Here is a 17819-nt window from a genome sequence, read left to right as displayed (position 1 = left end):
ATCGACATGGCTCGGATCCTGATCCGCGCGGGCAAGGACCCGTTCACGGCAGTCGTACCCGAGACGACGCTGACGCAGGACGTCTTCAACTCCAACAGCGGCAACTTCCTCTTCCAGCACTCGGTGTGGAAGGCGCTCGACGTCGCGCCCCACGAGCTGGTCGCGAACTCCACCCTCAGCGAGCGTCGCGCGGCCTCGTCCGACGACGCGGCCCGCATCAACGAGGAGTTCGACCACTTCGTCATCCCGATGGCGAACTCGTTCCGGGCCGACTTCGCCGACAAGCTCGAGAACCTGACCCGGTTGATCGAGCAGCTGACGATCCCCACCACCGTGATCGGCATCGGCGCCCAGGCCCCGGCCGACCGGTCCTTCGACGCCCTCGCCGACGTGCGGGACGTGACGCAGCGGTTCGTCGCGGCCGTCCTCGAGCGTTCGCCCTCGATCGGCGTCCGCGGCGAGTTCACCCGCGACTTCCTCGTCCACCTGGGCTTCCCGGCCGACGCGGTCGACGTGATCGGCTGCCCGTCGCTGTTCCTGCACGGCCCCGACCACCAGGTGCACCGGAAGGTCGAATCGCTCGGAGCGGACTCTCCGCTGGGCCTCAACCTGACCCCAGAGGTGGCCGGGATCGGCGCGTTCGCCACCGAGCAGGCCGCGCACCACCCCAACCTGACCTACGTCGGGCAGGACCAGCACGACCTGCGGCTGCTGCTGTGGGGCGTCCCGCACCCGCACGTGACCGACCCGCTCGTGCCCACGCACCTGCGGCACCCGCTCTACCAACAGGATCGGATGCGGCTCTTCGTCGACACCTGGTCCTGGTACGACTTCCTCGCCGAGCAGGACTTCGTGTACGGCACACGCTTCCACGGCAACGTCGCCGCCCTGCTGGCCGGCACGCCCGCTCTGATGCTGGCCCACGACTCGCGCACCCTCGAGCTGGCCGAGTACCACCGGATGCCGCACCGGCTCCAGCCCCACTTCGACGCGCCGATCAGCGTCGAGGAGCTGTACGAGGCCGCCGACCTCACCCCCTTCAACGAGGCGATGCCCGAGCGCTTCTCCCGCTACGCGGCCTTCCTGGAGCGCAACGGCCTCGAGCACCGCTGGCAGCCCGGCCGCGACGCGACGCAATTCGACACGCGCCTGGCCGAGGCGTCGTTCCCGCCCGCCGTGCACACGCTGGCGGCACCCGACCTGTCCGAGATCGCGTCCCGCCTGGAGTGGATGCGCCATGCCTCGGTGATCGACCTCACCCGGCATCCGAAGCGGTACGAGTACCCGTTCAACACCCCGACCTACCAGGGCGCCGGCACGCGGCACGCGCGGTTGAGTGAGCAGCGTGACGCGAAGCTGAAGCGACAGCAGGAGCGGATCGACGATCTCAGCGCGCGGCTCAACCGCATGGAGCAGACGACCCTGCGCGGCTTCGCGCTGCGGGTCTTCCGCAGACTGCGCCGGCGGCTCAGCCGCTGACCCGCGCACGAGCGCCCCGGACGGCCGACGTCCGGGGCGCTCGTGGGTGCTGCTCGGGGATCAGACCTCGAGGTAGTGCTGCTGCTCGGCGTGGCCGCGCGGCTGGTGCGCCATCTCGCCGAAGTCCTCGTACGCGTTCTCGGCGTGCAGGGACCGGTCGAGGCCCTCGCGCTCCTCCTCCTCGGTGACCCGGATGCCGATCGTGCGCTGCAGGGCTGTGGCGATCGCGAGCGTCAGGACGAACGTCCAGGCGCACGTCGCCAGCAGGGCGACGGCCTGCTTGCCCAGCAGGTCGATGCTGCCGCCGTAGAGCAGGCCGGCCTCGCCGATCGGCGAGTCGGGGTGCCCGATGAGGCCGATCAGCAGCGCCCCGACGATGCCGCCCACGAGGTGGAGAGCGACGACGTCCAGTGCGTCGTCGTACCCGAACCGCTGCTTGAGGCTGACCGCGAAGTAGCAGACGACGCCCGCCACGCAGCCGACGCCGAGCGCGCCGACCGGCGACACCGTGCCGCACGAGGGAGTGATGGCCACCAGGGCCGCGATCGCGCCCGAGCACGCCCCGAGCGTCGTGGCGTGCCCGTCACGCAGCTTCTCGACGACGAGCCAGGCGCACGTTCCGGCGCAGGCGGCGGCGAGCGTGTTGAAGATCGCGACAGCGGCGTCGTTGTCGGCCGCGCCCAGCGCCGAGCCGTCGAAGCCCAGCCACCCGGTCAGCAGCAGGCCGACGCCGGCCAGCACGAGCGGCAGGTTGTGCGCCTTGGGCTGGACCGGCCAGGTGCGACGACGCCCCAGCACGATCGCCAGCGCCAGGGCGGCGATGCCGGAGTTGACGTGGATCGGCGTCGAGCCGGCGTAGTCGACCGCGCCCAGCACGTTGGCCAGCCAGCCACCGGTCGTCCCGTCACCGTCGAACGCGAACGTCCAGTGCGCGACCGGCAGGTAGCAGAGCACGACCCAGATCGCGGCGAAGATCATCCACGCGCCGAACTTCATGCGGTCGGCCGCGGCGCCGGCGACGATGCCGATCGTCAGGCCGGCGAAGCCCAGGTGGATCGTGGCCAGTGCCAGCGGCGGGAGCGCCTGTCCGTCCTCCGCGACCAGCAGCGAGCCGAGCCCGGCGTGCTCGAACGGGTTGCCGATGACACCCAGGCCGCCCACCGAGTCCCCGAAGACGGCGGAGTAGCCGAAGGCCACCCAGATGAACGCGGTCAGGGCGAACGCCCCGAAGACCATCATCATCATGTTGGTCGTGGTGCGGCGCGAGACCATGCCGCCGTAGAAGAGGACGAGTCCGGGCAGCATGAGGATCACCGCGATGATCGCGGTGAGGAGCCAAGCGGTGTTGGCGGCGTTGGTCGGGTCCATGGGCGTGCGCCTCCGGTGGGTCAGAGCGATGGGCTGACGCACCGACACGAAATTCGATGCGCCATTGAAAGAGTGCGAGCCGCACTTTTCAATGACGCATCGAATCTGTTTCCGTCCCGTTAATCCTCCACGAGCTCCGCCAGCCCTCGGCGCTCCACGTCGGCCAGCTGTGCCGGGTCGGCCAGCAGGGCTCGTACCGCGGTCCTCGCGGCGAGCCGCGCGGCGGCCGACGGATCCCCCAGCGCGGAGGGCCGGTCGGCCGTGTCGGGCGTGGGCGTGCGGAAGCGGTGCTGGACACCCTCGGTCTGGGCGAGGCAGGCCACCGTCGCGAGCCGCGGGTCCATCGGCGCGAACTCGCCCGACGCGATGCCGGCCCCGATGATCTGCTCGATCGCGGCACGCAGCCGGCCGTAGTCGTCGAGGATCTCGGCGAACGTCTCGGGCTGGGCCCGGGCGACGCGCTCGAGGTCGTAGAAGTCGAGCGTGCCGCCGCACATCTGGCGGACGTCGGCATGCAGCACGGCATAGAGGTGCACGGCGGCCGGCACCTCACTGTCGGCCAGCCGCTCGGCCACCTCGAGCGACTCGCGGTTGGCGCTGGCCAGCGCCTTGAGCAGGTCCTCCTTGGAGCGGAACCAGTAGTACATCGACGACTGGCCCAGGCCGACCGCGCGCGCGACCTCGGTCATCGTGGTGGCGGCGTAGCCGCGCTCGACGAACAACCGCGACGCCGCATCGAGGATCTCCTGGCGCGGATCCTGGCCCGCCGTGCCCGTGCGGCGGGGACGCCCGACCGATCGCGTCGCTGCTCCGGAGCTCTCGGTCATGTCGCCTCCCGGCTCAGGCCGGCGAAGTTAACCTCCCGGCAACAGTTTCAATGCCCTATCGAAATATCCGGTCGGCACTCTTTCGATAAGTCATTGAAACCATATCGCAGGAGGACACCCCATGAGCGCCACCGACACGACTCCCTCGACCACCCCGGTCGTCGACGTCACCGCACTCCAGGCCGAGCTCGCCGCCTCCGGCGTCCGGTACGCGATGGCCGGCTTCACCGACGTCCACGGCCGCCTCAAGGGCAAGGTCGTCCCGATCGGGCACCTGCCGCAGATGGCCGGCGGCTCCGAGCTCTTCACCGGCGCGGCGCTCGACGGCGTCCCCCAGGAGATCAGCGACGAGGAGGTCTCGGCCCACCCCGACCTCGCCCGCGGCTTCCGCCTGCCGTGGAAGCCCGAGGTCGTCTACTACCCCTCCACCCTCTTCACCGAGGGCCAGCCGTACGAGGCCGGCGCCCGCCACATCCTGCAGCGCCAGCTCGACGCGGCCGCCGAGCTGGGCCTGGGCTTCAACCTCGGCATCGAGACCGAGTTCTTCATCCTCAAGGACGGTCCCGACGGCATCGAGGAGGTCTCGGACCGCGACACCGCCGAGAAGCCCTGTTACGACCTGAGCACGACACTGGACAACTTCGCGTGGCTGACCGAGCTGGTCGAGGCGATGGACGAGCTGGGGTGGGACGTCTACTCGTTCGACCACGAGGACGCGCGCGGCCAGTTCGAGATCGACTTCACGTACTCCGATGCCCTCACCATGGCCGACCGCGTGACGTTCTTCCGCCTGATGGCCGGCGAGATCGCCCGCAAGCACGGCCACTTCGCCTCCTTCATGGCCAAGCCGTTCGCCGACCGCACGGGCTCGGGTGCGCACTTCAACATGTCGCTCGCCGACCTCGCCACCGGCGCGAACCTCTTCGAGCAGGGCGACGACACCAAGGGGGTCGGCGTCTCGGAGATCGCCTATCACTTCATCGGCGGCATCCTGCGCCACGCGAAGGCGATCAGCGCGGTCATCGCACCGACGGTCAACAGCTACAAGCGGCTGGTCCGCAAGGGCTCGACGTCCGGCTCGACCTGGGCACCGGTCTTCGTCAGCTACGGCGACAACAACCGCACCAACATGCTGCGCGTCCCGCTCGCCGGCGGACGCGTCGAGTGCCGGGCCGCGGACATCAGCTGCAACCCGTACCTCGGTGCGGCGATGATCCTGGCCGCCGGCCTCGAGGGCGTGCGCGAGCAGATCGACCCGGGCGCACCGCACCGCGAGAACATGTACGAGTACTCGGACGCGCAGATCGCCGAGCTGGGCATCGACATGCTGCCGCGCAACCTCTCGGAGGCGATCGACGAGTTCCAGGCCGACTCGCTGTCGCGCGAGGTCTTCGGCGAGGCGCTCTACAACTCCTTCATCGACCTCAAGCGTGCCGAGTGGGAGTCCTACCAGTCGCACGTCTCCTCCTGGGAGACCGACCGCTACCTGCGGTTCTTCTGAGGATGACCGTCTCCGCACTGCAGCGGCTCGCGCTGGACTCCCTTCCCCTGGAGTCCGGCGCGAGCCTGCGGGCCGAGCTCGCGTACGTCACGCACGGGACGCTCGCGCCCGACCGGGACAACGTCGTGCTCGTGCCGAGCTATTACACGGGCACCCACGACAGCTATCTGCCGTGGATCGGCCCGGGCGGGTTCCTCGACACCGACCGCTGGTTCGTCGTGGTCGTGAACATGCTCGGCAACGGCGTCTCGACCTCGCCGTCGAACGCGCCGGAGCCCTGGGCGGGTCCGCGCTTCCCCACCGTCACGGTCGCCGACCAGGTCGACGCCCAGGCGCTGCTGCTGGAGCATCTCGGCATCGACCGCCTGCGCCTCGTCATGGGCTGGTCGATGGGCGCGATGCAGGCGTACGAGTGGGCGGCGAGCCGGCCCGACCGGGTCGACGCACTGCTGCCGATCTGCGGCGCGGCGCGGTGCTCTCCGCACAACCACGTCTTCCTCGAGGGCGTCCGCGCGGCCCTGCGGGCGGACCCGGCCTTCGCGGACGGTCAATACGCCGAGCCGCCGGTGGCGGGACTGCGCGCGTTCGGCCGCGGCTACGCCGGCTGGGCGTACTCGCGCGACTTCTTCCACGACGGCGCGTTCCGCGACCTGGGCTACGCCGACGTCGAGCACGTGCTGGAGGACTGGGCGCAGGACCACGCGGCCCGCGACGCGAACGACCTGCTGGCCATGATGGACACCTGGCAGTCCGGGGACGTCGGCCGAGACCGAGGCGGATACGAGAGCGCCCTGGCGGCGGTGTCGGCGCGCACGATCGTCATGCCCTCCACGACGGACCTGTACTTCACGGTCGCGGACTCCGCCGTCGAGGCGAGCCTCGTCCCGGGGGCCGAGTTGCGGCCGCTGGCGTCCGACCTCGGTCACGTCGCCGGACGTCCGGGCGTGCGCGCGGCCGAGACCGCGTTCATCGCCCGGGCCGTCCGGGACCTGCTCGGCGACGGGTGAGTCCGCACCGCCGTCGCGACTGGCAGACTGGTCCCTGCGCCTCGGCGCGGGGCCTCTAGCTCAATTGGCAGAGCAGCGGACTTTTAATCCGCGGGTTGTGGGTTCGAGTCCCACGGGGCCCACCCAAGCAGTCTCACGGAAACAGGCATGCGAAGAGTCGCCCTGCACGAGGGTCCTCGCGTCCGTCGCCGTCTGCGCTGGGTCGTCGGTGGTGTCGAGTCTGGGTTGGAGCTCAGTCGCTGAGGTCTTTGAAGTACCGTGCGACCGGCCACCGCTCGAAGCCGATGGACTCGTATGCGGCGCGGGCCGGGGCGTGGCCGCTGTCGCCGCCGGTTTCGACCATCACCATGGTCATTCCGGCCTGCTGTGCTCGAGCGAAAGAACACTCCATGAGCGTGCGGGCGACTCCCTGGCGTTGGGAGTCGGGATCGACGACGATGACATAGACCTCACCCATGCTGTCCTCCGGGTGCAGGCGTGTGCTGACCCACCCCACGGGTCGGTCGCCGTCCAGTGCCACATCGATGCCCTCCGGTTCATTGTCCAAAACCTCGGCGAGGTCCGTGCGTTGCCGCTCGCGCCACCCGTTCACGTAGAACGCCCGGTAGACGAACGGCGACACTTCGTTCTTGAGCATGGGGAACACGGGCTCCCATGCCCGGATCGACAGTTCCAAAAGCGCATCCCGATATTTCGGGTCGTAGGCAACGATCTGAATCATGGGCTGGGGTTTCCTTCGAGGTTCGCGACGATTTCCCGGTACCGGCGAATGCGCTGAGCCTGTCCTTGGCGCAGGTCAGGACGCCGGATCCTCGCGCAGGCGCACGATCGCCTTGCCGGTGTTGGCGCCGGTGAGCAGGCCGGCGAAGGCCTCGGGCATGGCGTCCAAGCCGTTCCACGTGGTCTCGCGGTAGGCGAGGTCGCCGTCGCGGAGCCACTGGCCCACCTTCTGCTCGAACTCGGGGCGCAGGTGCTCGTGGTCGCTGACGATGAAGCCGCGCATGGTCAGGCGCTTGCCGACGGCCTTGAACATGTTGCGCGGGCCGCTGGCGTTCGGGTCGTTGTATCCCGAGATCGAGCCGCACAGCGCCATCCGGCCGCGCTCGTTGATGTGCTCCAGCGCCGCCTCCAGGTGGTCGCCGCCCACGTTGTCGAAGTACACGTCGAAGCCGTCGGGGAACGCGGCACCGACCTGGCCCATCACGTCACCGTCGCGGTAGTTGATCGCGGCGTCGAACTTCAGCTCGTCCACCAGCAGGGCGACCTTCTCGGCCGAGCCGGCGCTGCCGACCACGCGGTCGGCGCCGCCGAGGCGGGCGAACTGGCCCACGAGGCTGCCCACGGCGCCGGCTGCGGCCGACACGAAGACGGAGTCGCCGGGCTGGAAGGCCGCGACGTCGAACAGGCCCGCGTAGGCGGTCATGCCCGGCATGCCGAGCACGCCCAGGAAGTACGAGGACGGCAGGCCGTTCAACTCGATCCTCTTGGCGTACTTGTCCGCGAGGACGGCGTGCTCGCGCCAACCCAGGCCGTGGCTCACGACGGTGCCCACGGGCAGCGCCTCCGACCGCGACTCGACGACCACGCCCACGGCGCCGCCGTCGAGCGCGTGGTCGAGCTTGAACGGCGGGACGTACGACTTCACGTCGTTCATCCGCGGCCGCATGTACGGGTCGACCGTGAGGACGATGTTCTCGACCAGCACGTCGCCCTCGCGCAGCTCACGCAGCTCGCGCTCGACGAACCGGTAGGTCTCCGGTCCCGGCAGGCCGGAGGGACGCTGGGCCAGATGGATCTCGCGGGTCGTGGTGGTCATGCTCGTCCTCACGGTCGGGGTGGCCGCTTCGCGGCGGTGGTCCGGGCCTGCGTCGTCTCGGCCGGCCCGGCTCCAGCCATCGTAGGGACCCGTCCCGGCCGGTCCGCTCGGCCGGGCGGGGACCCACCCTGGCCCAGGCCTCAGTCGGCCCAGGACCAGCTGTTCAGCACGTGGTCGATGGCGGCCTGTCGCTGGTCGGCGCTGGCGGTCTTGCTGAACGAGAAGGTCGCCACGTACGTCTGGTCCTCGCCGGCGATGTAGTACTGGTCGATCTCGTAGACGGCGTCGTTCAACGACATGCCCGCCGAGAGGTGGGCGGTCTCGCGACCCGCGACCTCCGTCCGGTCGTGCACCTTCACGTCCGACGCCCCGATGCCGGTCAGCTCGTTCTTGCCGGCGGTCTCGGCCTGCGACGCCTTCATGGGCCCTGCCGGCGAGAGCAGGACGTTGAGGTTGTCGTTGAACCCGTCGTCGTCCCCGAGGTCCACCACGAGACTGTCGAGCTGCATGCCCGGCACCTCCTGGGGCGGGTCGCCCCAACCCTCGGGTGCGCGGAAGGTGTACCCGGTGCCGCTGACCTCCTGGCCCGTCGTGATCGCGGGCGACTCACTGGAGCTCGAGTCGGGCTTGGACGAGGACGAATCGTCACCGTCACCGCCGCCACATCCCGCCGCGAGAGCTGCCATCAGAATCACAGGAACCACTTTGCGCATCACGGGCCCCACCGTAGAACGGCGCGGACGCCCTCGCCCGTCGAGCGGAGCGGGGTCCTGACGCCGGCTGTGACGAAGACCCTGTCTCACCGGGCGAAAAAGGCCGTCTCAGCCCTCGATCAGTGGCCCCGGCGCGTGCGAGACTGACGCATCATGTCGGCAGAGCACACCACCGGGACCGGTCCCGCCACCGAGCAGGCCCGCGGTGTCGCCGGCCTGTTGCGGCACGCCCAGCAGGTGGCGGCCGAACTGGAGGCCGCGGCCGCCGCCGAGGCCGAGCGGATGACCACCGAGGCGCGCCGACTGCAGGCCGAGGCGCGACTGCTGTACGACGACGCCCGCCACGTGCGCGACACCGCCTCGGCCCAGCTCTCCACGGTCACCGAGCAGCTCGATCGCGCGTCCGAGGACGCCGCCACGATCGTCGCCGATGCCAGCGAGCAGGCCACGATCCTGGTCCGCGACGCCGAGCAGCGGCGCGAGACCTCCGAGCAGGAGGCACTCGCTCTGCTGACGGACGCTCGCGAGCGCGCCGACGCCATCCTCACCGAGTCCGCCGTCGAGGCCGGCCGGCTGTTGGCCGAGGCCCGCGAGAAGGCCGACGAGGTCACCCATCGGGCCGAGCGACGCGCCGTCGAGCTCGTCGCGACGGCCGAGGGCGACGCCGAGCGACGGACCGCGGAATCCGAGGAGTACGTCGAGCGGATCGTGCTCGAGGCCGAGCAGCACACCCTCGAGATCACCCGGGCCGCCGAGCGCAATGCCGAGATGGTCGTGGAGTCCGCGATCGACGAGGCCGACCGAGCGCGCGCCGAGTCCGAGCAACTGCTCGCGCGTGCCCGCGAGGAGGCCGCCTCACGGGTGGCCGACGCCAAGGCCGAGTCCGAACGGACGATCGCGGCCGCACGGGGCGAGCTCGACGAGACCCGCGCCACGATCGACCTGCTGTTGAGCAACGGACAGCTCGAGACCGAGCGGATGCGCCAGCAGGGCCATCGCGAGGCCGCCGCCCTGCTGCACCGCACGCGGGTCTCGGTCGTCGAGATCATCGGGCGGGCCCGCACCCGGCTGTCCGCCCAGCTCGCGGCGGCCGAGGCGGCCGCCGCCGACCTGGCCGGCGCGGCCGACGACGTGCTGTCCGACGCCCAGGAGCGTGCCGAGCGCATCCTGGTCGAGGCCGGTCAGGACGCCACCCGGGTCCGCGCCCAGGCGCAGGCGATGGCCGACGCCACCCACGAGCGGGCCACCCGGCGGCTCGCCGAGGCCGAGTCGGGCGCCCGCCTGCTGCGCGAGCGGGTCAGCGACGAGGTCCTCTCCGCCCAGCGTCACGCCCTCCGCGAGAGCAAGGAGCGCCGTGACGAGGCCACGCGACTGCTCGACGAGGCGCGCGAGCGCGCGGCCCAGCTGAAGCAGGAGGCCCGCGACGTGCTCGAGCGGGCGCGCGCCGAGGCCGACGACGTCCTGGTCGCCCGCGACCGGGCCGCCGACGAGCTGAACCGACTTTCCGACGTGATCACCGTGCTCTCGGCCGGCGACATCGACCGCCACCGCAACGAGGAGAACCCCTTCACATGACCGAGACCCACGCCGACTTCCGCATCGTCCTGCGGGGCTTCGATCCCGCCCAGGTCCAGAGCCGCCTGAGCGAGTTGGAGGACCAGATCGAGCAGTTGCGCCGCGAGAACGACAGCGCGCCGGCCGCCGCCGAGATCGCGGACCAGCCCGCCTCCTTCGAGCACCTGGGCGAGCGCATGATCCAGATCCTCTCCCTGGCACGCGACGAGGCCGCCGAGCTGCGCGCGTCGGCCGAGGCCGAGCTCGAGGCCGCCCGCACGTCGACCCAGCACGAGCTCCGACGCCTGCGCGAGGAGGCCGAGGTGCACGCCGAGGCCACCCGGTCCGACGCCGAGGCTGATGCGGCACGAGCGCTGCAGGAGGCCCGTGCCACCGCGGCCGACCTGATCGACGCGACCGAGCGCGAGGTCGCCACCATGCGCCAGGAGGCCGAGGTCCTGGTCGAGCAGCAGCGCGCCAAGGCGGCCGCCGCCAACGCCGACTTCGAGATCGCGATGGCACAGCGCCGCGAGGCCGCCGAGCACTCCTTCCAGGAGGCCGAGATCGAGCACCGGGCCAAGCTCGAGGAGCTCGAGCGCCGCGTCACCGAGCAGCAGTCCGCGGCCGTGGCCGAGCGGGCGGACGCCGAACGCGAGGCTCGTCGGGTCCTGGAGGACGCCCAGGCCCGCGCCACCACGATGGTCAACGACGCGAAGTCGACGGCCGACCGCATCCGCGCCGAGTCCGAGCGCGAGGTGGCGGCCGCCATGCAGCGCCGCGACAGCATCAACGACCAGCTGGCCAATCTGCGCCAGATGTTGAGCAGTCTGACGGGCTCGCCGGCACGCTCGGAGGAGACATCACCCCGCTCTTCGTGACACGCTGGAGCGAGGCTGGCGCACCGTGCACGGGCCTTGTCCACTCTGAAACAATGGTCACACCATGAGCTCCTCGACTTCCTCCTTCAAGACCGTTCTCCGTGGCTACGACCCCGCCGAGGTCGACGCCCACATCGCCACCTTGAAGGAGCACGCGAAGGGTCTGCGCAACCAGATCACCGAGGTCGAGAACAAGCTCGCCGCCGTCACCGAGCCGAACTTCGCCCACCTCGGGGATCGGGTCGGCCAGATCCTCACGCTCGCCGAGGAGGAGTCGGCGGAGCTGCGCAAGAGGACGGCCAAGGAGATCGAGCGCCAGCGCACCGACGCCGCCGACGCGGTCCGCAAGCTCCGCAAGGAGGCCGACGCCTACGCCGTCGCGACGCGCACCGAGGCCGACGACTACGCCCAGGCGACCCGCGACGAGGCCGACGCGTATGCACTCACGACCCGCACCGAGGCCGACGAGTACGCCCGGACCACGCGCGACGCCGCCGACCAGGAGGCCGCCCGCATCGTGAGCGAGGCCGCCGAGAAGGCCGCCGCCGTGACGGGCGCCGCCCAGACCGAGCTCGACCGGATCACCGCCGAGCAGCAGCGCGTCCTGGCCGAGCACGAGCAGGAGATGGCCGGCTGGCGGGCGAAGGCCGAGGCCGAGCGCACCGAGGCCGAGCGCCTCGATCGCGAGCGGGCCGACGAGGCGCACCGTCAGGCCACCGCGATCGTCGCCGAGGCACAGCAGGAGGCCGAGCGGATCCGACTGGAGGCCGAGCGGGAGGTCGCCGAGATCGAGCGACGCAGCGAGAGCATCAACGCCCAGCTCGCCAACGTCCGCCGCGCTCTGGCGCACCTCACCGGCGACGACGTGCAGGAGCCCCAGGGCTCGCTGTTCGAGGTCACGAACGACCAGTCCTGACCCCCGCGACATCCGGCGGCCCGCACCCTTCGGGGGCGGGCCGTTCGCATCTGCGGATTGTGCTGTCCTTTCGGCACTCTCTGAGTCATCATTTCGACCATGGGTCACATTCGTCACATCGGCCCCACCCTGGCGGTGGGACTCGTCGTGACCGTGCTGATCGGCGGGACCGTCGTCGTGGCGCAGGAGCGCTCCGACTCCCCCGCACCTGCCGAGCGCACCTCGCTGGCGCGACCCGCGGCGGCGAAGAAGCCCGCCCTGCGGCTGGCGGCCACCCCGAAGACGATCACCCGCGGTGCCACCGTGTCCTTCCGGCTCCGCACCTCCACGAAGCACCCCCGAGCGGTGCGCCTGCAGCGGTGGGACCCCGCCCGCAAGGCGTGGCGCACCGTCACCAAGCGCACCGTCCGGGCCACCACGACGATCCGGCTCAAGCCGACCGTCGGCACGTTCTCGTACCGGGCCCAGGCGCCCCGGATCCGGCACAAGACCGGTGGCAGGAAGCACACCCACGCCGCCGCGAAGTCGACGACCGTCAAGGTGACCGTCCGCGAGGTTCCGCGCACCGTGCCCTCGCGGCCGGCGGTGCTCACGGCGGACGAGAAGGCCCTGCTCGGGGACGTCCGCGCGGCCCGCGCGACGTACGCCCGTGCCGACGTGCAGGGCGCCCGTGATCTCGGCGCCGAAGCGTGCCTGACGACGTATGCCCGCGACCACGCGCGGTGGATGGCCACGACGAAACGCGCCGTCGACCCCGGCGCCGCGGCGCACCGCGCGGCCGGACGCCCCCTGCCCGCCGCCTCCTGCCCCGGCCGGACCGTCCAGGCCGTCACGCACGCGATCGGCGTCGCCGGCACCACGGCGGCGGCCGTCGACCTCGCCGTCGACACGTGGCTCGCCTCGCCCTACGGCGAGACCGGCCGCCTGCTGTCCGCGTGCCACCGGGCGCCCGGCTTCGAGTACGGCGTCGCGGTGTTCGCAGCAGGCGGCACGCGGTACCTGACGGTGCTCGTCTCCTCGGACGCCTCCGCCACGACGAAGTCGGGGGCCTGCTGATGCCCGCCCTGCCCGGGACGCAGCCGCGTCTGTCCGAGGCGGCGCAACACCTCGTCCGGCGCTTCACCTACGGGTACAACCTGCGCCTCGAGGCCGACGTCCTGCGGTACACCAGCGTCGACGCCTGGTTCGCGGCCCAGGTGAAGCCGGGCCCCGACCCCGCGGCCGCCGCGGTCCTGGACTGGTTCCCCCGGCTCAAGGACTCCCCCGCCACGGCCTGGGAGAACAACAAGGCCGAACGGTACGGCGGGTGGCAGTACGGCGACGACCTGGTGAAGTACTCCCTGGCCCGGCGTGTGGTCGCCACGAACCAGGTGCACGAGATGATGGTCGACTTCTGGTCGAACCTGCTGCACATCCCGGTCGGCGAGGGATCGAGCTTCCCGTGGCGGCTGCACTACGACAGCCACGCCATCCGGCCGCACGCCCTCGGGACCTACCGCGAACTGCTGCGTGCCGCGGTGACCCATCCGGCGATGTCGGGTTACCTGTCGAACCACCGCAACACCAGGACACAGATCAACGAGAACCTCGGTCGTGAGCTGCTCGAGCTCTACACCGTCGGACGGACGGCGGGGTACACCGAGGACGACGTCAAGAGCTCGGCCCGGTTGTTGACCGGGTTCACCGTCGGCGTGAACCAGGACTTCGCCGCCGGGTACGACCCGGCCAGGCACCACGTCGGCCCGGTGACCGTGATGGGCAGGACGTTCACGAACGGCTCCGCCGACGGCCGTGCCGAACTGAACGCCTACCTCGACTGGCTCGCGATGCGGCCCGCGACGGCGGCGCGGATCGCTCGGCGCCTGTGCGTGCGGTTCATCCGCGACGAGCCGCCGCAGAGCTCGGTCGACGCGGTGGCCGCCACGTATCTGTCCTCGGGCAGCGACATCGCGGCGTGCCTGCGCACCCTCGTGCGGGACCCGGGATTCCTGGCCTCGAAGTTCCAGAAGGCGCGCACCCCCGCCGAGGACGTGCTGGCCACCCAGCGCGCCTGTGACATCGTGCCGACGGGCGCAGGCCCCGACAGCCATGTGGATTCGTTCAGCTGGCTGTGCAGCTGGATCGGCCAGGCGCCGTTCCAGTGGCCGCGACCCGACGGCTCCCCCGAGCAGTCCGACACGTACCTGTCCCCCGCGCGGCTGCTGCGCGCATGGACGGCGCGCTCCTGGATGGCGAACACCAACGGCGCCGTGAAGAAGGGGACCCGCCCCCTGCCACGCGATCTCGTCCCGCCCGTGTGGCCGATCGCGCTGAAGGATCTCGTGCACCACCAGGCGGTCATGATGACCGGCCGCCGAGCCACCGCCGAGACGGTCGACGGGGTCGCGACGCTGATGGGCAAGGCCCCGTCGCACGTCTTCAAGGCCGAGTGGGAGCGGAACGAGGGTCACATGACCTGGATGCTGACCCTCGTCCGCACCGCGATCCTGAGCGCCCCGGAGGCGATGCTGCGATGAACGACGGACACGACGCGTCCTGTGCCGACTACGGGGTGAGCCGGCGCAATCTGCTGAAGTCGGCCGGCCTGCTCGCCATGGCGGGGGTCACGACCTCGATGTTCGGCGACGTGCTGGCCTCGACCGCGTACGGCGCCACGAACGGCAACATCCTCATCGTGCTGTCGCTGCGCGGCGGCGCGGACGGCATGTCGATGATGGTCCCCCACGCCGAGCCGGCCTACTACGCGGCCCGACCGAACATCGCCGTGAAGAAGGCCCAGCTGATGGGCGCCGACGCCACCTTCGGGCTGCACCCGTCGTTCAAGCCCCTCGAGGGACTGTGGAACAGCGGGAAGATGGCGGCCATCCACGCCGTCGGGCTGCCCACGCCGAACCGCTCGCACTTCGAGGCGATGGAGCTGGTCGAGGACGCCGATCCCGGATCGTCCGAGCGCATCGGCTGGCTCAACCGCGTCATCGGCTGCTTCACCTCCAACGACGTGTTCGACGGCATCCAGGTCGGGTCGACCGTCATGCCCACGTCGCTGATCGGACCCGAGCCATCCTTCGCGACGTCGGACTTCACCTCGCTGTCGGCTCCGTGGGCCGACCACCAGGATCTCGGCCCTCGGCTGCGGTCGATGCTCTCGACGATGTACCGCGACGCCGGCACCGTGATCGGCCGCGCGGGCCAGGAGGCGCTGGCCCTCGACAAGCGCGCCGGCATGATCGCGGCCGAGGAGAAGAAGGGTCCGCAGCACGGGGCCGTCTATCCGCAGCACAACGAGCTCGGCAAGGCCCTGGCCAGCTCGGCGGCCCTGATCAGGGCCGGGGTCGGCGTGCGTGCCATCGCGGTCGACTTCGGCGGCTGGGACCACCACGTCGACATCACGTGGCGGATCAGCAACCAGATCGAGCAGATGTCGAAGTGCATCGCGGCGTTCCTGACCGATCTGGGCACCCATGCGTCGCGGGTGACGATCGTGACGCTCAGCGAGTTCGGCCGCCGGCTGGGCCAGAACGGCGCCGCCGGACTCGACCACGGCTACGGCAACGCCGTCTTCGCCTTCGGCGCGGGCGTCAAGGGCGGGTACTACGCGAACTGGCCGACGCTCTCGACCGGCAAGCAGGTCGACGGAGACCTGGCGGTGACCACCGACTACCGCAGCGTGTTGGCCGAGATCCTGCGGACGCGCTTCCCCGAGGTGGGTGTCGGCACCGTGTTCCCGGGCCTGACGCACACGTCGCTGGGCTTCATGTCGCCCTACTGATCGTCAGCGCGGGTACGAGCGCACGCGACGGCCGCGCAGCTCGGTCGGGGTGATCGCGATGTGCACCGCCGTGCCCTCGCTGCCGGCCCACGAGTTCGGCAGGCGACCGCCGAAGGTCTCGATCTGCTCCCGGCTGGCGATGGCCGCGGTCCCGCGCACGACCACGCTCCACCCCGTCTGGAAGGTGTCGTCGTGGTGGTCGGCCTCGAGGACGAAGCGACGCTCGACGATGCTGGCCAGGCCCGCGTTCTCGCTCGTACGGATGAGGATGATCCCGTCGGCGTACGCATAGTTGACCGGCAACAGCTCCAACTGGTCGCTGCCCTCGAAGGCGATCCGCGCGAAACGGCCGACCTGCAGCAGCTCGCGGCACTCCTCATGTTCCAAATCCTGGATCGTCCCGGTGCTCATGCTTCCATTGTGCACGCCCGGTCCGCGTTACCGTGTGGCCATGAATCCGCTTCGTAGCCCCTGGCTCGCCGCCTTCGGCGTGGCCGTCGTGGTCCATCTGGCGTTGGTCCTCGCCCAGGCGCAACCGTGGGAGAGCATCTCCAAGTGCCTGATCGCGCCGCTGCTGATCGCGTGGGTGATCGACCAGGGCGGCCCCAGGATCATCGCGGCAGCGCTGTTCTTCTGCCTGCTGGGCGACCTCTTCCTCGAGATCGACGGATTCTTCATCGCCGGCATGGCGGCGTTCGCGATCGCCCACGGGTGCTTCGTGACGTTCTTCGTGCGCCACGGCGCGCTGGCCTCGCTGCGCCGCCGGCTGTGGATCCCGGCGGCGCTGGTGGTGGGCGCCGTCCTGCTGCTGGCGTGGGTCTGGACGGGCCTGGAGTCCGGCCTGCGGGTCCCGGTGCTCGTGTACGCGCTGCTGCTGTCGACCACCGCCGCGACCGCGCTCTCGGTCGATCTCCGGGCCGGTCTCGGTGCGCTGCTGTTCCTGTTCAGTGACGGACTGATCGCCGCCCGCATCGCCGAGCGAGTCCCCGAGGACGCGGTCGCCGGCGGGTTCGTCGTGATGCTCACCTACTCCGCGGCGCTGTTCCTGCTCGCGACCGCAGCGGTGCGGCTGCCCGCCCGGCCCGACCGGACCCCACCCGCGGACACCGGCACGTTCCTGCAGGAGCCGGTCCGATGAGCGTCGTCGAGGTCGGCGACCTCACGTTCGACGTCGACGTCCTGGGACCGCAGGACGGGACGCCCGTGGTGCTCCTGCACGGCTGGCCGCAGGACCGTCGCTCCTGGCGGGAGGTCGCCGATCGCCTCGCGGCGCAGGGCCTGCGCGTCATCGTGCCCGACCAGCGCGGGTACAGCCCCGGCGCCCGTCCGGAGGGAGTCGAGAGCTACGGCTCCGACCTGCTCGCGCAGGACGTCGTGGACATCGCCGCGGCGCTCGGCCACGACCGCTTCCACCTGGTGGGCCACGACTGGGGCGCCGCCGTCTCGTGGGTCGTCGCCACCGGGCACGCCGACCGCGTGCTGAGCCTGACGGCCGTGTCCGTCCCTCATCTGGCCGCCTACAACGAGGCGCTCTCCACGGATCCGGACCAGCAGCAGCGCGCCGCCTACATCGGCCTGCTGCGCCGGCCGGGCAAGGCCGAGCAGATCCTGCTGGAGGACGACGGGGCCCGACTGCGCGCGATGTACGGCGGCGCCGTGGCGCCCGACGACGAGGCGGCCTACGCCGACCGGTTCTCCCAGCCGGGCGCGCTGACGGCGACCCTGAACTGGTACCGCGCGATGGGCCCCGAGCTGTCCGCTACGCCCGCCGTCACGGTCCCGACGACGTTCGTCTGGGGCGCGTCCGACCAGGCGCTCGGTCGCTACGGCGCCGAACGCTGCGGCGACCACGTCACGGCGGACTACCGCTTCGTCGAGGTCGACGGGGGCCACTGGCTGCCCGACACCCACCCCGACCTGGTCGCCACGGAGGTGCTCGCACGGGTGCTCGGCCGGTAGCCGACGTCGCCCGGGCGCCGCAGCGGGCATGA

17 protein-coding genes and 1 tRNA gene are annotated in these 17819 nt (G+C 71.0%); 12 read left to right on the top strand and 6 right to left on the bottom strand.

What is annotated here, in order from left to right; translation table 11 throughout:
* The first annotated feature begins 6 nt into the window (after positions 1-6).
* On the top strand, positions 7-1479 hold the full coding sequence (locus tag GL325_RS13265) for a polysaccharide pyruvyl transferase family protein (protein ID WP_187769861.1): 1473 nt from the start codon (positions 7-9) through the stop codon (positions 1477-1479).
* 60 nt (positions 1480-1539) lie between these two features.
* Here the strand turns inward: GL325_RS13265 and GL325_RS13260 are convergent, their stop codons facing one another.
* A complete protein-coding gene (locus GL325_RS13260; RefSeq protein WP_187769860.1) occupies positions 1540-2847 on the bottom strand; it encodes an ammonium transporter in 1308 nt (435 codons plus the stop codon).
* Between the two features lie 119 nt (positions 2848-2966).
* Positions 2967-3674, bottom strand: a complete 708-nt coding sequence (locus GL325_RS13255; protein ID WP_187769859.1) for a TetR/AcrR family transcriptional regulator — start codon at positions 3672-3674, stop codon at positions 2967-2969.
* A 121-nt stretch (positions 3675-3795) separates the two neighbouring features.
* Here GL325_RS13255 and glnT point away from each other — a divergent pair, with 121 nt between their 5' ends.
* The 3 genes from glnT to GL325_RS13240 all read left to right on the top strand — a co-directional run bounded on the left by glnT (position 3796) and on the right by GL325_RS13240 (position 6304).
* On the top strand, positions 3796-5175 hold the full coding sequence (gene glnT / locus GL325_RS13250; protein WP_187769858.1) for a type III glutamate--ammonia ligase: 1380 nt from the start codon (positions 3796-3798) through the stop codon (positions 5173-5175).
* 2 nt (positions 5176-5177) lie between these two features.
* Positions 5178-6182, top strand: coding sequence for an alpha/beta fold hydrolase (locus GL325_RS13245; RefSeq protein ID WP_187769857.1), 1005 nt, complete (start codon positions 5178-5180; stop codon positions 6180-6182).
* Positions 6183-6231: 49 nt separating this feature from the next.
* Positions 6232-6304: transfer RNA gene (locus tag GL325_RS13240), tRNA-Lys, on the top strand.
* Positions 6305-6414: 110 nt separating this feature from the next.
* Here the strand turns inward: GL325_RS13240 and GL325_RS13235 are convergent.
* The 3 genes from GL325_RS13235 to GL325_RS13225 all read right to left on the bottom strand — a co-directional run bounded on the left by GL325_RS13235 (position 6415) and on the right by GL325_RS13225 (position 8693).
* Positions 6415-6903 (bottom strand): N-acetyltransferase, encoded by a 489-nt coding sequence (locus tag GL325_RS13235; protein ID WP_154595941.1) that lies wholly within the window; start codon positions 6901-6903, stop codon positions 6415-6417.
* 75 nt (positions 6904-6978) lie between these two features.
* On the bottom strand, positions 6979-8010 hold the full coding sequence (locus tag GL325_RS13230; protein ID WP_187411697.1) for an NADP-dependent oxidoreductase: 1032 nt from the start codon (positions 8008-8010) through the stop codon (positions 6979-6981).
* Positions 8011-8138: 128 nt separating this feature from the next.
* A complete protein-coding gene (locus GL325_RS13225; RefSeq protein WP_187769856.1) occupies positions 8139-8693 on the bottom strand; it encodes a hypothetical protein in 555 nt (184 codons plus the stop codon).
* 171 nt (positions 8694-8864) lie between these two features.
* Here GL325_RS13225 and GL325_RS13220 point away from each other — a divergent pair, with 171 nt between their 5' ends.
* The 6 genes from GL325_RS13220 to GL325_RS13195 all read left to right on the top strand — a co-directional run bounded on the left by GL325_RS13220 (position 8865) and on the right by GL325_RS13195 (position 15828).
* Positions 8865-10286 (top strand): hypothetical protein, encoded by a 1422-nt coding sequence (locus GL325_RS13220; protein ID WP_154595944.1) that lies wholly within the window; start codon positions 8865-8867, stop codon positions 10284-10286.
* Positions 10283-11143, top strand: a complete 861-nt coding sequence (locus tag GL325_RS13215) for a DivIVA domain-containing protein (RefSeq protein ID WP_154595945.1) — start codon at positions 10283-10285, stop codon at positions 11141-11143. The genes GL325_RS13220 and GL325_RS13215 overlap by 4 nt, the downstream gene beginning before the upstream one ends.
* A 64-nt stretch (positions 11144-11207) precedes the next feature.
* A complete protein-coding gene (locus tag GL325_RS13210) occupies positions 11208-12059 on the top strand; it encodes a DivIVA domain-containing protein (protein ID WP_154595946.1) in 852 nt (283 codons plus the stop codon).
* Between the two features lie 99 nt (positions 12060-12158).
* Entirely contained in the window at positions 12159-13115 is a 957-nt protein-coding gene (locus tag GL325_RS13205) for a hypothetical protein (protein ID WP_187769855.1), read from the top strand.
* Entirely contained in the window at positions 13115-14575 is a 1461-nt protein-coding gene (locus tag GL325_RS13200; protein ID WP_187769854.1) for a DUF1800 domain-containing protein, read from the top strand. Before GL325_RS13205 ends, GL325_RS13200 begins: the two co-directional genes overlap by 1 nt.
* Positions 14572-15828 (top strand): DUF1501 domain-containing protein, encoded by a 1257-nt coding sequence (locus GL325_RS13195; RefSeq protein WP_187769853.1) that lies wholly within the window; start codon positions 14572-14574, stop codon positions 15826-15828. The genes GL325_RS13200 and GL325_RS13195 overlap by 4 nt, the downstream gene beginning before the upstream one ends.
* Positions 15829-15831: 3 nt before the next feature.
* Here the strand turns inward: GL325_RS13195 and GL325_RS13190 are convergent, their stop codons facing one another.
* Positions 15832-16239: a pyridoxamine 5'-phosphate oxidase family protein gene (locus tag GL325_RS13190; RefSeq protein WP_154595950.1), complete on the bottom strand. Its 408-nt coding sequence runs from the start codon at positions 16237-16239 to the stop codon at positions 15832-15834.
* A 40-nt stretch (positions 16240-16279) separates the two neighbouring features.
* Here GL325_RS13190 and GL325_RS13185 point away from each other — a divergent pair, with 40 nt between their 5' ends.
* Complete coding sequence (locus tag GL325_RS13185) at positions 16280-16966, top strand: lysoplasmalogenase (protein ID WP_187769852.1); 687 nt, start codon at positions 16280-16282, stop codon at positions 16964-16966.
* The gene (locus GL325_RS13180) at positions 16963-17787 is read left to right on the top strand and encodes an alpha/beta fold hydrolase (protein WP_187769851.1); all 825 of its coding nucleotides are present in this window, start codon (positions 16963-16965) and stop codon (positions 17785-17787) included. Before GL325_RS13185 ends, GL325_RS13180 begins: the two co-directional genes overlap by 4 nt.
* The last annotated feature ends 32 nt before the right edge of the window (positions 17788-17819 follow it).

Origin of the sequence: Aeromicrobium sp. 636, from assembly GCF_024433585.1 — a bacterium.
In the GTDB taxonomy this organism is placed as follows: Bacteria; Actinomycetota; Actinomycetes; order Propionibacteriales; family Nocardioidaceae; genus Aeromicrobium; species Aeromicrobium senzhongii.
This window is presented reverse-complemented; position numbering and strand designations above follow the sequence as displayed.